14 protein-coding genes are annotated in these 14,888 nt (G+C 44.0%); 6 read left to right on the top strand and 8 right to left on the bottom strand.

Annotated features, from left to right (window positions below; all coding sequences use genetic code 11):
- Positions 1-97: 97 nt before the first annotated feature.
- A complete protein-coding gene (rpsT, locus tag CCU_RS00725) occupies positions 98-361 on the bottom strand; it encodes a 30S ribosomal protein S20 (protein ID WP_055143958.1) in 264 nt (87 codons plus the stop codon).
- Positions 362-658: 297 nt separating this feature from the next.
- On the opposite strand from rpsT, the gene CCU_RS00720 reads away from it, so the two are divergent.
- The 5 genes from CCU_RS00720 to CCU_RS00700 all read left to right on the top strand — a co-directional run bounded on the left by CCU_RS00720 (position 659) and on the right by CCU_RS00700 (position 7,587).
- A complete protein-coding gene (locus tag CCU_RS00720) occupies positions 659-1,339 on the top strand; it encodes a hypothetical protein (protein WP_015533191.1) in 681 nt (226 codons plus the stop codon).
- Positions 1,340-1,363: 24 nt separating this feature from the next.
- Positions 1,364-3,916 carry a 1,4-alpha-glucan branching protein GlgB gene (gene glgB, locus CCU_RS00715; protein WP_015533190.1) on the top strand — a complete coding sequence of 851 codons (2,553 nt, stop codon included), beginning with the start codon at positions 1,364-1,366 and terminating at the stop codon, positions 3,914-3,916.
- Between the two features lie 150 nt (positions 3,917-4,066).
- On the top strand, positions 4,067-4,267 hold the full coding sequence (locus tag CCU_RS00710) for a cold-shock protein (RefSeq protein WP_015533189.1): 201 nt from the start codon (positions 4,067-4,069) through the stop codon (positions 4,265-4,267).
- A 389-nt stretch (positions 4,268-4,656) separates the two neighbouring features.
- Positions 4,657-5,622, top strand: coding sequence for a PfkB family carbohydrate kinase (locus CCU_RS00705; protein ID WP_015533188.1), 966 nt, complete (start codon positions 4,657-4,659; stop codon positions 5,620-5,622).
- A gap of 114 nt (positions 5,623-5,736) precedes the next feature.
- Positions 5,737-7,587, top strand: a complete 1,851-nt coding sequence (locus CCU_RS00700; protein ID WP_015533187.1) for an alpha-amylase family protein — start codon at positions 5,737-5,739, stop codon at positions 7,585-7,587.
- Here CCU_RS00700 and CCU_RS00695 read toward each other — a convergent pair whose 3' ends face one another.
- Together CCU_RS00695 and CCU_RS00690 are read right to left on the bottom strand one after the other, a co-directional pair.
- A complete protein-coding gene (locus tag CCU_RS00695) occupies positions 7,588-8,640 on the bottom strand; it encodes an alpha/beta hydrolase (protein ID WP_015533186.1) in 1,053 nt (350 codons plus the stop codon).
- A gap of 476 nt (positions 8,641-9,116) precedes the next feature.
- Positions 9,117-9,650 carry a helix-turn-helix domain-containing protein gene (locus CCU_RS00690; protein WP_208895873.1) on the bottom strand — a complete coding sequence of 178 codons (534 nt, stop codon included), beginning with the start codon at positions 9,648-9,650 and terminating at the stop codon, positions 9,117-9,119.
- A gap of 141 nt (positions 9,651-9,791) precedes the next feature.
- Here CCU_RS00690 and CCU_RS00685 point away from each other — a divergent pair, with 141 nt between their 5' ends.
- Positions 9,792-10,181 (top strand): ATP-binding protein, encoded by a 390-nt coding sequence (locus CCU_RS00685; RefSeq protein WP_208895872.1) that lies wholly within the window; start codon positions 9,792-9,794, stop codon positions 10,179-10,181.
- 247 nt (positions 10,182-10,428) lie between these two features.
- On the opposite strand, the gene CCU_RS00680 is transcribed toward CCU_RS00685, so the two are convergent.
- The 5 genes from CCU_RS00680 to CCU_RS00660 form a co-directional block, all read right to left on the bottom strand.
- Positions 10,429-11,364: a thiamine pyrophosphate-dependent enzyme gene (locus CCU_RS00680; protein ID WP_004848697.1), complete on the bottom strand. Its 936-nt coding sequence runs from the start codon at positions 11,362-11,364 to the stop codon at positions 10,429-10,431.
- A gap of 13 nt (positions 11,365-11,377) precedes the next feature.
- Positions 11,378-12,559 carry a pyruvate ferredoxin oxidoreductase, alpha subunit gene (porA, locus tag CCU_RS00675; RefSeq protein WP_015533185.1) on the bottom strand — a complete coding sequence of 394 codons (1,182 nt, stop codon included), beginning with the start codon at positions 12,557-12,559 and terminating at the stop codon, positions 11,378-11,380.
- Positions 12,560-12,862, bottom strand: coding sequence for a 4Fe-4S binding protein (locus CCU_RS00670; RefSeq protein WP_004848700.1), 303 nt, complete (start codon positions 12,860-12,862; stop codon positions 12,560-12,562).
- Positions 12,862-13,437: a 2-oxoacid:acceptor oxidoreductase family protein gene (locus CCU_RS00665; RefSeq protein ID WP_208895871.1), complete on the bottom strand. Its 576-nt coding sequence runs from the start codon at positions 13,435-13,437 to the stop codon at positions 12,862-12,864. Before CCU_RS00665 ends, CCU_RS00670 begins: the two co-directional genes overlap by 1 nt.
- A gap of 225 nt (positions 13,438-13,662) precedes the next feature.
- Positions 13,663-14,888, bottom strand: a 1,226-nt coding sequence (locus tag CCU_RS00660) for a sensor histidine kinase (protein WP_208895870.1), incomplete at its 5' end; no start/stop codon positions are given.

The raw sequence follows: 14,888 nt of genomic DNA, 5'->3' as shown, positions 1-14,888 counted from the left end.
GGTTATTTTTTATATAACTATGATTGGTTCAAATATATGCAGCCGTTTAATATATCCAAATCCTTGTGTCAAAGTTATGTAGTTATCAGCCAGATGCTTAAGCCATCTTGTTAACTGCAACTGCAAGACGTGATACCTTACGAGCAGCGTTGTTCTTGTGGTAGATGCCCTTTGAAGCAGCCTTGTTGATCTCTGATGTAGCAACAACAAGTGCCTGCTGAGCAGCAGCCTTATCACCAGCAGCGATAGCAGCCTCAACCTTCTTGATAACTGTCTTAACCTTAGACCTGATCATCTTGTTTCTAAGTGTCTTCTTCTCGATAACATTGATTCTCTTCTTTGCAGATTTGATATTAGCCAAAATTCTTACCTCCATAAAATCTAATTAAATATAATAAGGTTTTACATTAAAACCGGACACGGACAATTCAATGTAAACATACTCACATATAATAGATGAAACGCAATTCGTTGTCAAGACTAAAAAACAAAAAAATGCGCATTTTCGTAGATTATTTTCATGTTGTTTCCTAAGAAAAATGAAGTAAAACAACATGTTACTTTCCTTTACATAAAAAGGGGTAAATGGTATCATATATGCAGTGGGTCTTAATGATCCATACATATTATAATACAGGAAAAGCAGAGAAATATACAGATGTTTAAATATAGATTTTTTCAGGTGATAATGGCACTTTCGCTGGTCTTGCTGATCATCTCCACGGCGATAATGTGTTCGTTCAGCGTTTGCAGGGTTGCGGAGAAGAGCTACAAGCCGAGTAATAGCGGCACGATAAGTTCAGTCATGAATAACGGACAGACTGAGGAATTATCAGAATTTGATGCGTGGGTGGAATACAGTATCGTGCTGGATGCTCTGGATGGGGACAGCGAGCAGGAGTACAGGCTTGGCAACGTATATCTGTCCACTGAGAATGTGATGAGGCTTGAACAGCTTGCAGACATCAAATCCAAGGCAAGCAATGGTGTGTTCATATCCATTGTGCTTCTGGTGGCATGCTTTGTAGTCATAAGGAGAAGGAGACTGTATGAGTGTGTTGTATGGGGCGGCGCTGCAGGCGTTATAATAGGAATAATCAGCTTCATAGCCATGGCGGTATCCGGCAGCGGAATCATGTATGGAATAAGAAGAATGGTGTTTGGAGAAAGCTATGCGGAGCTTTTTCCGGGACACGATGTCCTGCCGGATATAATACCTGCCGGTACGGGAACGAAGGTTCTTTGGGTGTATGTTGGAACGATATTTGTTGGACTTGTGGTTACTATCATAGTCAGGGTTATAAGCTATAAGAAATCACGTCCACACAAATTCAGATAGAAGGTTACATAATGGGAGGTAGTTATGAGAAAAAGAATCGAGGAGTGGATAAACTGGGTGCTCTATGATGAGCTCATTGCCAGCAAGATCAATGCGCCAAAGCATTTGCTGGGAATCCATGATTATGGTGAAGGTCAGATAATCGTTGTGTACAAGCCGGGGGCGATCAGGGTAGAGGTTACATCGCGCACAGGCAAGAAGATACACACCATGGAACAGATGACAAATGAAGGACTGTTCGCCATTTATTTTGATAAGAAGGAGTACGATGGCAACAAGTACAATGTTGTCACCACATATGAGGATGGCACCATTATAAACAGTGCAGATCCATATTCATTTGAATCGCTTATCACGAATTTTGACACATACCTTTTTGCGGAGGGTAGACATTACAATATATATGAGAAGCTTGGCGCACACCCTATGACTATAGACGGTGTACGTGGAACCTACTTTGCAGTGTGGGCTCCTCATGCAAGACGTGTCAGTGTAGTCGGTGATTTCAATCTCTGGGATGGTAATGTAAATCCTATGCAGATCACGGCAAATGAGGGAATATACGAACTGTTCCTGCCGGGCGTGGAGCCGGGCGCTGTGTACAAGTATCAGATCATGACCAGATATGGTGAGATACTGTACAAAGCTGATCCATATGGCAACCAGTGTCAGATGAGACCGGAAAATGCCTCAGTGGTTGCAGACATAAGCAGCTATAAGTGGAAGGATACATCATGGATGAAGGATAGAAGCAAGATCAGCCGTACTGACAGAATGCGCATGCCTATGTCCATATACGAGATGCATCTCGGCTCATGGCACAAGAAGGTTGAGGATGATGATGCAGGCTTCTACACATACAGGGAGCTCGCTCCTATGGTGGCAGACTATCTCAATGAGATGGGATATACGCACGTAGAGCTCATGGGTATATCAGAGTATCCATTTGACGGCTCATGGGGCTACCAGGTTACAAATTACTACGCACCGACCAGCAGATATGGCGATGCCGTAGATTTTATGTATTTTGTTGATTACATGCACAGCAAGGGAATCAGTGTTATCCTAGACTGGGTGCCAGCACACTTTCCTAGGGATGCGCACGGACTTGGACGTTTTGATGGGATGCCTCTCTATGAGCATCCGGATCCAAGAAGAGGAGAGCATCCTGACTGGGGCACATATATATTTGACTATGGCCGCAATGAGGTGGCAAACTTCCTCACGGCAAATGCTCTGTTCTGGGTCGAGAAGTTCCATATAGACGGACTCCGCGTGGATGCTGTGGCATCCATGTTGTATCTCGACTATGGCAAGCAGGATGGACAGTGGCTGCCAAATGAACATGGTGGAAACGAGAACCTTGAGGCAATAGCACTTATGCAGAATATAAACAGCATCATGGAGGAGAGAAATCCGGGGGCATATCTAATAGCAGAGGAGTCAACAGCGTGGGCAGGTGTAACTGCTCCGGCATCCATGGACGGACTTGGTTTCCTGTTCAAGTGGAATATGGGATGGATGAATGACTTCCTTGAGTATATGCAGATGGATCCATATTTCAGACAGAACAACCAGAACATGCTGACTTTCAGTCTTTCGTATGCGTATGCTGAGAACTATGTTCTCGTCATATCCCATGACGAGGTAGTTCATCTCAAGCGTTCAATGATAGAAAAGATGCCTGGCAGCGAGGAGGACAAATTCGCAAATCTCAGAACTGCGTACGGATTCATGTATGGACATCCGGGCAAGAAGCTGCTCTTTATGGGGCAGGAATTTGCACAGCCTAGAGAGTGGAGTGAGGCGAGAAGCCTTGACTGGTTCGTCTTAGACAATCCGCTCAATCAGGGCATGGAGAGGTATGTCAAAGCGCTCAATAAGCTTTACAATACCAATGATGCGATGTATGCGAATGACACAGATCCAATGGGATTTGAGTGGACAGATTGCGATCACCCAGACATGAGCATACTTTCATTTGTAAGACGAGGCTCAACTCCGAAGAAGCAGCTGCTTTTCGTATGTAACTTCACTCCGGTTGAGAGAGATAATTACAGTATACCGGTTCCGTGCTACACGACATACAAGGAGATACTCAACTCAGATGATGTACAGTTTGGCGGAAAGGGCAGACTCAACGGCAAGCCGGTCAAGGCAGTGGACAAGAAGAATGCCAGAACTCCTTACAGTATAGACATCACGGTTCCGCCACTCTCAACAGTTGTGTTTGAGTACGATTACACGGATATGACACCTGAGCTTGAGAAGAAGGAAGCTGAGGCCAAGGCTGCTGCAAAGAAGCGTGTGGACGCAGCAAAGAGAAAGGCTGCAGCGGCACAGAAGAAGGCTGAGGAGATAAAGAAGGATGCCGAGAAGAAAGCGGCTGAGCTGAAGAAAGAGGCGGAGAAGAAGGCAGATGAGCTGAAAAAGGAAGCCGAGAAGAAGACTGCTGAGTTGAAAAAGGAGGCATCTGAGATCTCAGAAGAGGTAAAGGATGATATAGCAGATATAGAAAAGTCAGTGGTGGCTGTTGCTGATGACATCAAGAAAGATATAAAAGCACGCAAAAAATAAACTTGCAATATGAGACAACAGGTCATATAATGTCAGTGTAAGTGCAAAGGGGCACAGAACGATATCGTTCTGTGCCCCTTTTTTGTACATAAGGCGGGTGACGACCAGCCAGATCATAAGAATCCAGGTAGTTTTTAAGGAGGAAGCAGTATGAAGACAGGAAAAGTAAAATGGTTTAATGCAAAGAAAGGCTACGGCTTTATATGTGATGAGGATGGAGCAGATGTATTTGTACATTTCTCAGCACTGAATATGGAGGGCTTCAAGGTTCTTGAAGAGGGAGATACAGTAGAGTATGAGGTTGTGGACGGTGAAAAGGGTCCACAGGCGGCAAATGTGACAAAACTGTAAATACAATGCGGTATATGTCAAAACAGCCATATATTTAAAGCGAATACATGTTGAATTAGGAGAACATCCCCGGGTTATGATTACAGATGATCAGGGGATGTTTTTTATGAGCAACGAATTGGAGCATGCTATTGCGTAGAACTGAGATGAATATCTACAAGGCCTCGTGTTACATAAATACAAGAATATTATAGATGTCGCCATATGCTAAAATTGTATGTCTGCTATAATAAAAACAACACATATTTAAAAATCATCTTGACGGCTGGCGATGATAAAATGTAGAATACACATATATGGTGAAACATGTTTCATGCGTTTGTTGTTGCTGATAAACAGTTAAATAAACAGGCACGTATTTATTTTAGATTATAAGGGGGATATGTACCATGAAGAGATTTGATGTTGTGGCACTTGGAGAACTGCTCATAGACTTTACACAGAACGGGCTCAGCGGCCAGGGCAATATGATGATGGAGGCCAATCCAGGCGGAGCACCATGTAATGTTCTCGCTATGCTGCAGAAGCTTGGCAAGAAGACTGCATTTGTTGGAAAAGTAGGGGATGATTTCCTTGGAAAAATGCTTGCCGGTGTTGTGGCTGATGCCGGGATCAACACTGACAATCTGAAGTTTGACAGGGATGTACACACAACACTTGCATTTGTGCATACATACGAGGACGGAGACAGAGACTTTTCATTTTACAGGAATCCGGGAGCGGATATTATGTTAAGCGCAGATGAGGTGGATGAGAGTATCATAAAGGATGCCAGGCTGTTCCATTTCGGATCACTCTCACTGACATATGAAGTGTCACGTGCTGCAACACAGAAGGCTGTGGCTGCTGCAAAGGAGTCTGGATGCATTGTCACATTTGACCCGAACCTCAGGGAGCCTCTGTGGAAGACACTGGACGAGGCCCATGATCAGATTGACTGGGGTATGAGACAGTGTGATGTGCTCAAGATATCAGATAATGAGATACAGTGGTTCACAGGAAGAGAGGATTTTGACGAGGGTATAAAGATACTTCAGGACACATACAATATACCTTTGATACTTCTCTCCATGGGAAGAGATGGAAGCCGTGCATACTACGGGGATGTAGTCGCTGAGGCAAAGCCGTTTATCCAGGAGAATACTATAGAGACCACAGGCGCCGGGGACACTTTCTGTGCATGCGTGCTGAATTATGTACTTGATAATGGACTTGAAGATCTTGACACTGATAAGCTTACAGAGATGCTTGTATTCGCAAATGCTGCTGCATCGATCATCACAACACGCAAGGGAGCACTCAAGGTTATGCCGGAGAGATCCGAGGTTGAGAAGCTCATTGCCGAGAGACAGTAATAGATAAAAATACGGCAACAGATTAAAACAGGTTGTGTACGGTAATGATACAGATTATGTAAATAAAATGAGAATGATAAGTTAATTGACTATAGTCAGAAAAGGAGAAGATAAATGGCAGGTTCAAAGACAGTGAAAAAGACTGCAGAATATACAAAGAGATTTGATGAGAGATATGACGAGCTCAAGTGGCTCTACTGCGAGCTCTATAACAACAATATGGAGGCATTTGACTGGCTGTGCGATTCTCTGTATGGTTATTATCAGGAGAGAAATGCTGATCTCAAGAAGCTGGACAGAAGCCGTGTCAAGAATCCGGACTGGTATAAGCAGAATGATCTGTTAGGTATGATGATGTACACAAATGCATTCGCGGGAACGCTGAAGGGTGTAAAAGAAAAGCTTCCATATGTGAAGTCATGTGGTGTGAATTATCTTCATTTTATGCCGCTGCTGGAAAGCCCTAAGGGCAGAGATGACGGCGGATATGCTGTTGCGGATTTCAGAAAGGTAAAGCCTGAGCTTGGAACCATGGAGGATCTGGAGGACCTCACTGCAGAGTGTCACAGACAGGGTATAAGCTGCTGTCTGGATTTCGTAATGAACCATACAAGTGAGGATCATGAGTGGGCAAGGGCAGCGAGAAATGGAGATCCTGTTGCAAGATCCAGATATTTCTTCTATGATGATTGGTTCGTTCCTAACATATATGAGGAGACTGTGCCTGAGGTATTCCCAACTACGGCGCCTGGTAACTTCACATGGATAAATGACTGCAATCAGGTGGTCATGACTACATTTTACCCATACCAGTGGGATCTGAACTATGCAAATCCTATGGTGTTCAACGACATGGTCGGCAACATGCTCTATATGGCAAACCGAGGTATAGATGTCATCAGACTCGACGCTGTTCCGTATATATGGAAGCAGATAGGCACAAACTGCCGTAACCTTCCACAGGTTCACACTCTTGTCCGTATGATGAGGATAATCAGTGAGATAGTATGTCCGGGAGTCCTTCTTCTCGGAGAGGTCGTTATGGAGCCTTCCAAGGTAGTTCCATACTTTGGAACAGTTGACAAGCCAGAGTGCCATATGCTCTACAACGTGACAACCATGGCATCCACGTGGAATACGATAGCCACGAAGAATGTAGGACTCTTAAAGCGCCAGATGGATCAGGTGTGTGCACTTCCAAAGGATTATGTGTTCCTGAATTACCTCAGATGCCACGATGATATCGGCTGGGGACTTGACTATGACTGGCTGGCACAGTTCGGCATAGATGAGGTGGCACACAAGAAGTTCCTGAATGACTATTTCACAGGAAAGGGATACAACAGTGATTCCAGAGGTGAGCTCTATAACGATGATCCTAGACTCGGAGATGCCCGTCTGTGTGGAACAACAGCATCCCTGTCAGGCCTTGAGGCCGGCCAGTACGAGGCAAATGCAGACAAGATCGAACAGGCCATTGCCTGTGATCTCATGCTTCATGGATACCTGCTGGCACAGAGCGGAATCCCGGTTCTGTACAGCGGTGATGAGATAGGACAGACAAACGATTATACTTATAAGAATGATCCGGACAAATGTGCGGACAGCAGATATCTGCACAGAGGAAACTTCCCATGGGACAAGGTTGAAAATAAAGATCCTGTAGCCATGAAGATATTTGACGCGCTGCGCCACATGGAGGATATAAGAGCATCGCATGATGTATTTTCATGTAATGCAAATGTCTACACCATAGAGACAGGATGTGCAAGCGTCCTCGGAATAGTGAGGGAATATGCGGGACATGAGCTGAGGGCATTTTTCAACTTCAGCAACATGGATCAGCTCATCTGGACTATGCCTGAGGATCAGGCTGACATATATACCGATCTCATATCAGGCAAGACACTCCGCGAGCTTGGAGCAGTCATGCCTAGATATGGATGCTGGTGGTTATACAGATAGTTATTCGGAATCTTTTTTATAGAACATAAGAAGAGTATTTTTGATAGAAGGCTTAAAGACTGTGTTATGGTCATAGCCTTCTATTTTTTCGTAGGTTAGGTTTAAGCCAGAATAATTTCTCTCTTGTAAATCATTGTAGAAATCCTCGATAGAAGATATGAAGTTTTTATCCTCATCTGCACCTACGGTTACATAGACATTAGCATTTAGAGTCTGTGTTCTGTTGTAATATTCTTCTTCGTACGTAGACATGAATTTGCCGTCAGTATTTGCCCACATGGAAGGACTGCCAATATAATAATTTGCAAATGTATTTTTTCCTATAGTGTCATTATGGAACAGAGCGTAGTAAGCCCAGTATCCACCCAGGGAATGTCCTGTGAGAGTCATATTTTCAGGGTTTACAGAGTATATTTCTTCCAGGTAAGGAATCAGGTTATCTACAATAAAATGCAGGAATGAATCAGGGTTAGTCTGGAGATCTCTTTTTCTGATGACATCATAATTGTAAGTGTTTGGATACCCTATGCTGACAAGGATAACGTCCTGTATCTGGCCAGATGTCATAAGAGGTCTGAGTTCAGGGTGATCACTGAGTCTCCAGACTCCATCGGTCATAACAACCATTGGATATGAGCTTGCTTCGTTATAATCAGGTGGAAGAGATATATGGACAACAAAAGTGTCATCTATCTCAGCATCATAAATGGATAATTCGTTGATATAGTCTGCACAGGCGGGATCAAGAGTTGTCACCTCGTTATAATACATGTGCTCGGGAGAGAGTTTTCCCATGGTTATGCTGGCACGTTCCTCTGGAAGTAAACCTGTTGGAGTTGGCGCTTCTGTAGTAAGCTCCTCAGTTGTGATTTCTTTGACTGAGGTTTCACTTGTTGTTGCTTCTTTGATTGACGTATCTTCGGATGAAGAATAGCTGGTGACCGATTGGGTGACAGTAGAGCCATTCTTAGATGCTGACGAGTGCTGACACCCGGTGACAACTAATATAATAGCTATGCTGAATGTGGTCAAAATTGTTAATTCCTTTTTCATAAAAGGCCTCCTTTGATTGTATTTAGTAATTATCATATAAGTGAGAAATACTATAAAAACAATATCACAGGAGTTGCATTATGACCTGTCAGCAATGGTTAAACCTTGTCGGGGCGGATTTGCAGGAGAAGGTAATTTTGTTTCTTTTTTAATGATACATTGCTACACTCTAAGGTTATGTCAGGCGCTATGTTATAATGAGAAAATGGTAGAAATTCTGTGTAAATTTTATACCAAAGTGACTGCTGCCCGGCAGGAGTAGTATCTGAACAGTCAAAACAGATCCATTCGCCGTCAGGAATGCTTGTTATCGAATAATCGGATATATTTAATCCGGAAATTTCTTGTTTTGTGATCATTCGTCCAAATGTGTAATTAAAGCATGAAATTTCATTATTGAACTTATCAATATTTATAAAATCATTTGATCTGTAACCGAATAAGCAGTTATTTGGTTTTTCATCAGTGGATTTAATTTACATTAGTTTATCCCAGCTTTGACTGCAACATTCTCTTGTAAATTTTGGAATCAGAACATTATTTTTCGCGGTATCGAGGCTTGTGAAAACCCTGGAATAACCGGCAATACACATGTTGTTGATCTTAACGATTCTGTAGTTGAGCATAGATCCCCCATCTGCTGTGACCCTTAATACAATCCGGGTGAAATTATGGAGACCGGACTTGTTATTTCGAACATAAGTTGGAGAGTTTCCATGAAAGCGTGTGAAAGCCTTCGTGAAGCTTTCGGGTGTGTCATATCCGTATTCAAGTGCAATATCAGTCACCGTGCGGTTGGATGAAATGAGTTCTTCTCCAGCCAGGGAAAGCCGGCGGTTTCTGATATATTCCCCTATAGTATATCCCGTGATTAGATGAAATACTTTTCTGAAGTTGTCGGGAGAAGAGTAAGCCTGCCTGGCTATTGTATTTTGGTCCAATACTTCACCGTCAATAAGGTGAGTCTCAATATAATCAATTGCGTTAATAAGTCCTTCGGTCCAATTCAAATGGTTTTCTACCTCCATGTAATGTATGTATATCACTATAGCACATATTTGTAGTAAATTGTTATAATGGACATATGAAAGTCATATCGGTTTGTTATCAAGAATGAGGATATAGATCTGAACAAGCTTATTGGACAGGTTGTGGACAGATACAGAGTGGAACTTGAGAACAGAGATATAGAATGTGAAATCTCAGGAAATGCTGTGATAAATGCAGATGCCAGACTCATGGACATAATGCTCGACAATCTCGTAATGAATACAGCAAAGTATGCACTGGATAGCAGCCTTGTAAAGAGAGCTGTAAATACGGACAGTCTTGTCATATCTAACAGGATGGATGGAGAAATAAGCTGTGATCCATCTGAGCTGTGGGAGCCGATGAAGAAAGGAAATTCAGCCAGAACCGGCCACACAGGAAATGGCCTTGGCCTGTCCATAGTAAAGAAGGTATTAGATTTGTCAGGATTTACCGGAGATATACAGATAGAAGATGGTTGGTTCGTGGTCACTATAGCATTTAAGAGATAGAAGGAACCTGGGTTTCGGCTTTCAATGATGTGTATTATCAAACAAAAACAGAAAGAAATCCCACCCGGGGTATATATAACGATCGGTAGTGCAGTCGACTGAGTTTCAGCGTTTCTTGCTAAGGCGAAGCGCGCAACGCCCTTATCGCGTGCGTAGCCGCATGCAGATAGAAACAAGCTGAAACGAAGGAAGACAAACGTGATCGATTATATACCCCGGGTGGGCTTTCTTTCGTCCGTCATACAACTTAATTCTTAGAACATCTATACAGCAGATCCTCCCAACGGCGGTCAACCTCCTGCTGATACTGAACGAGAAGGTGCTCGTTCTCAGGCTTGAACAGGTGCTTGAACCTGCCCTGCGTTCTCAGGAAGTCCTCGATAGGAAGCTTCTTCTTAGGAGAGTAGGAGAGGATCCATTTGCCCTCGATAACCTCGAACAGAGGCCAGTAACATGTCTCGACTGCCAGCTTGCAGATGTCCATGATCTTCTCTGTAGGGTATCTCCATCCTCTAGGACATGGTGACATGACGTTGAGGAAAGCTGCGCCAGGTGTGTATATGGCCTTCTCAGCCTTCTCATAGAGATCACGCATGTTGCCGAGAAGAGTAGACTGTCCAACATATGGGATGTCGTGGGCAGCCATGACCTGTGCCAGATCCTTTCTGTTCTGCATCTTACCATTTGACTGTGAGCCTACTGGTGTGGTTGTGGTGTCAGCATACATAGGAGTAGCTGATGAACGCTGGATACCGGTGTTCATGTATGCTCCGTTGTCATAGCACACATATACCATGTCATGTCCACGCTCCATGGCACCTGACAGTGACTGAAGTCCGATGTCATAAGTTCCGCCATCACCGCCAAATGTGATGAATTTATATGTGTCATCTATCTTGCCTTTTTTCTTCAGAACGTTGTACGCTGTCTCAACACCGGAGAGGGTAGCGCCTGCGTTCTCAAATGCATTGTGTATGTAGCTGTCCTCGTATGCTGTGTAAGGATACATGAAGGTTGAAACCTCAAGACATCCTGTGGCGTTACCGATGACCGCCTTGTCGCCCTCGTGAAGGGCGCGGAGTACAGTTCTGACAGTGATAGTACCACCGCAGCCTGCACACATTCTATGACCTGGAGCAAGACGCTCAGGCTTGTTCATTACTTCTTTAAAATTATATGCCATTTCATCTTACCTCCTACTGTCTAAGTCCTATGTACTGATACTGAGGAATCTCAGCACCGTTCTCTATCATGTCTTCAAGCTGTGCAAATACGCCCTTGGCGCTGTCCACAGTGTAGTCACGTCCGCCGAGACCGTAGATGTAGCTGACAGCCTTTGTGGTTGCCTGAATGTCATACAGGTGCTCCTTGACCTCTGCTGAGAGAGGCCCGCCGCCTGCTCTGAATCCTTCCGATCTGTCAAGGATTGCCACAGCCTTGGTGTGGGCGAGAGCCTTTGCAATCTCCTCGCCAGGGAATGGTCTGAACACTCTGATCTTGAGAAGCCCGACCTTCTTGCCTTCGTTTCTCAGCTCATCTATAGCTTCCTTTGTTGTTCCGGCAGCAGAACCGATCATAACGATGGCGTAGTCAGCGTCGTCAAGTCTGTACTCCTCAAAAAATCCGTAGTGACGGCCTGTCATCTCCTCGAATTCTTTTGCAACGTCAAGAATAACCTGCTTTGCATTCTTCATGGCAGTGTTCTGAGCCATCTTAGTCTCCATATAGTAAGGAGATGTGGCGTAAGGACCGACAGCCATAGGCATCTCAGGATTTAACAGATACTGCTCAGGGGTGTATTCACCTACAAACTTCTTTACGAGATCATCCTCGATGAGGGTGATGTTTTCAACGGCATGGCTTGTGATGAAACCATCCTGACATATCATGATAGGAAGTCTGACATCCTTGTGCTCAGATATTCTGTATGCCTGAACAAAGTTGTCATATGCCTCCTGGTTGTTCTCTGCGTATATCTGAAGCCAGCCTGTATCACGTGCGCCCATACTGTCTGAGTGGTCACAGTTGATGTTGATAGGGCCGGAGAGTGCTCTGTTTACAAGTGCGAGGGCAAGTGGAAGACGATTGGACGCTGCCACGTAGAGCTCCTCCCACATGAGAGCCATACCACATGATGATGTGGCTGTGAGTGTACGGCAGCCGGCAGCCTCTGCGCCGATCGCTGCACTCATGGCACTGTGCTCACTCTCTACCGGTATAAATTCTGTATCGATCTCTCCATTGGAGATAAATGTTGAAACGAACTGAGGTATCTCAGTTGAAGGTGTTATAGGAAATGCAGGCATAACATCCGGATTGATCTGCTTTATAGCATGTGCCACAGCCTCATTTCCTGAAAGACGTTCTCTTATAGCCATTTATTTGCCCTCCTTCATAGTGATTGCTCCGAATTTGCACTGGTATGCGCATATACCGCAGCCCTTGCAGTGCTCCAGGTCAAATGCGAGACGCTTGCCTGATACGACCGGAATGCATGAATCCGGACAGACAGGTGCGCACAGAAGACAGTGTACGCATTTGCTCTCGTCTAGGACAGGTGTTGAAGTCCTCCACTCACCTGTGTTAAATGCCTTGGATGTGCCACCGCCGTATACGTGGTTTCCAGGTGTGAGCTCTGTCCATTTGCTATTGTCATGTATCTTGCTTATATCTGTTCTCATTATTTCATTACCTCCCTGAAGGCGAGCTTTAATGCTTCCATGTTGCCCTCGATAACCTCTGGTTTCTTGGCAAATTTGTGCTGATATGACTGTCTCATATCTTCGAGGAAAGGTCCCTCCTCCATGATTCCGCTGACAGCAACGATGGCTGCAAGCATAGGAGAGTTAGGGAAATTCTTGCCGAGAGTCTTCATGGAGATCTCCTTGGCATCAAGTGTGTATACCCTGCCCTTGTAACCCTTGAGCAGTGGACGGACCTCGTCCGGAGTCTTAGGTGTATTTATAATGATGGCGCCATCCTCGGCGAGACCTGCAGTCACATGTACAGGTTCAATCAGAGATTCGTCAACTACAACCACATACTGTGGCTCGTAAATGTTGGAATGTACTCTGATAGGATCACTGCTGATCCTGTTGTAGGCAGTGATAGGTGCGCCCATTCTCTCTGGACCATACTCAGGGAATCCCTGAACATATTTACCTGTTTTGAATGCCACATCTGCGAGGAGCAGGGCAGCAGTCTTGGCACCCTGACCACCACGTCCGTGCCATCTGATTTCGATAGTATCTTTCACTTTCACATCTCCTGTCAAAAATTTCTCATTAAGTTCCGTTTATTAGGAAAAATAATCCTTTTGATTATACCATTTATAGATAATAAGTAAAGAATAAAATTAAGGAAATAAGTCGAAAAACAAAAAAATTTAACGCGGATAACAGAAATACCTAAAAATGTTGGATTTAACGATGGGATAAGTTATCTGAAAACTATAAAAAAGCATTTGGAATCATAAAATTTATTATATGCCGACGACAAAGTGGATACAGTTCTGTCCATCCACCGTCTGATTGTCCAACAGTATTTCACCATGGTACTTGGATGTGAGCTGTTTCAGCTTGTAAAGTCCGATACCTCTGGAATAAGCTCCATCCTTCAGAGGCTTGGTCGAGTAGCCCTTTGCGAAGAAGTCCTTGCGCATTTCCGCGGTGAGCTGCGATCCGGCATTGAAGGTTTCCACGGTGGTAGTCTTGCCGTCAGAGTCTATGATGACTTTTATCATACCTCCGTCTTCAGTTGCGTCAAATGCATTGTCCACCAGAATGCTCATGACATCCAGAAGCTCAAATTCCGCTGCCTTGGATGTGAGTGTGGAATTTTTGACATCTATATCCAGATTAATATTATGCTCCTGCGCAAGGTTCATCTTGCTGAACAGAAAACCTGCGATCAGTTTCATGTTGATCCTCAGAAGATACGAATTCTTGATGACATGGTCATTGCAGGAGGTATCCAGCTCATTTGAAAGGGCAGCATCGAGGGAATCATAATCAGTGTAACTGATCGGCAGCATGCTGATGGCCTGAAGCTCATTGTTGTAGTCATGCTGTCTCATGCGCACCTGATCTATCAGATCCTCTATAATAGGAAGATACTGTTCATATGACTGTAGTTGCTTCCGGGATTCTCTGAGGCTCATATAGTTCTTGTACATTCCCGAGTATAAAATGAGGATAAGTATGACTATAAACAGGAAAGTCATAAATATATTCATGAAGTCCTTAGGGGATATACGCTGGTATAAAACCATAGATACCATGAGGGCAAATACTGCGAGTATTATATTCCTGGATACCTGATTTTTCACTATAAGAGCATCGTACAGCTTATCCATATGTCCGAATTTGTATAAAAGTATAGCTATGATGAAAGCCATGGCTTCGGTTATATATGTTGAAGTGTTGGTGAATGGATTGTCCGTAAACTGCATGATGACAACCATCTGGATGAGGTTCAGTATAGTCATGATGATAAGTGTAATTGCGTATCCCGTTATGATCTTCATCGGCGGATATCGGAATACCAGAGAGTAGAATACAAAGCAGTATATGTATGTTATCAGTGTGAATATTAACATGGAGTCTGTAACTGTGGCAATCAGAGAGACTGGTAAAGTCAGCAGAAGCAAAGGTGGAAGTCTCTTTGCTATCTGGGAAAATTTTACATTATATATCGCCATCAAGAATA

The sequence above is a fragment of the Coprococcus sp. ART55/1 genome (genome assembly GCF_000210595.1).
Taxonomy (GTDB): Bacteria; Bacillota; Clostridia; order Lachnospirales; family Lachnospiraceae; genus Coprococcus; species Coprococcus aceti.
The sequence above is the reverse complement of the archived record's forward strand: the minus strand, read 5'-3'. Positions and strand labels throughout refer to the sequence as shown.

Excerpts from the sequence above, each read along its gene's own strand:
- CCU_RS00680 (WP_004848697.1), bottom strand. The coding sequence starts at position 11,364 with ATGGCATATAATTTTAAAGAAGTAATGAACAAGCCTGAGCGTCTTGCT.
- CCU_RS00705 (WP_015533188.1), top strand. The coding sequence starts at position 4,657 with ATGAAGAGATTTGATGTTGTGGCACTTGGAGAACTGCTCATAGACTTT.
- porA (WP_015533185.1), bottom strand. The coding sequence starts at position 12,559 with ATGGCTATAAGAGAACGTCTTTCAGGAAATGAGGCTGTGGCACATGCT.
- CCU_RS00700 (WP_015533187.1), top strand. The coding sequence starts at position 5,737 with ATGGCAGGTTCAAAGACAGTGAAAAAGACTGCAGAATATACAAAGAGA.
- CCU_RS00695 (WP_015533186.1), bottom strand. The coding sequence starts at position 8,640 with ATGAAAAAGGAATTAACAATTTTGACCACATTCAGCATAGCTATTATA.
- CCU_RS00710 (WP_015533189.1), top strand. The coding sequence starts at position 4,067 with ATGAAGACAGGAAAAGTAAAATGGTTTAATGCAAAGAAAGGCTACGGC.
- CCU_RS00720 (WP_015533191.1), top strand. The coding sequence starts at position 659 with ATGTTTAAATATAGATTTTTTCAGGTGATAATGGCACTTTCGCTGGTC.
- glgB (WP_015533190.1), top strand. The coding sequence starts at position 1,364 with ATGAGAAAAAGAATCGAGGAGTGGATAAACTGGGTGCTCTATGATGAG.
- CCU_RS00670 (WP_004848700.1), bottom strand. The coding sequence starts at position 12,862 with ATGAGAACAGATATAAGCAAGATACATGACAATAGCAAATGGACAGAG.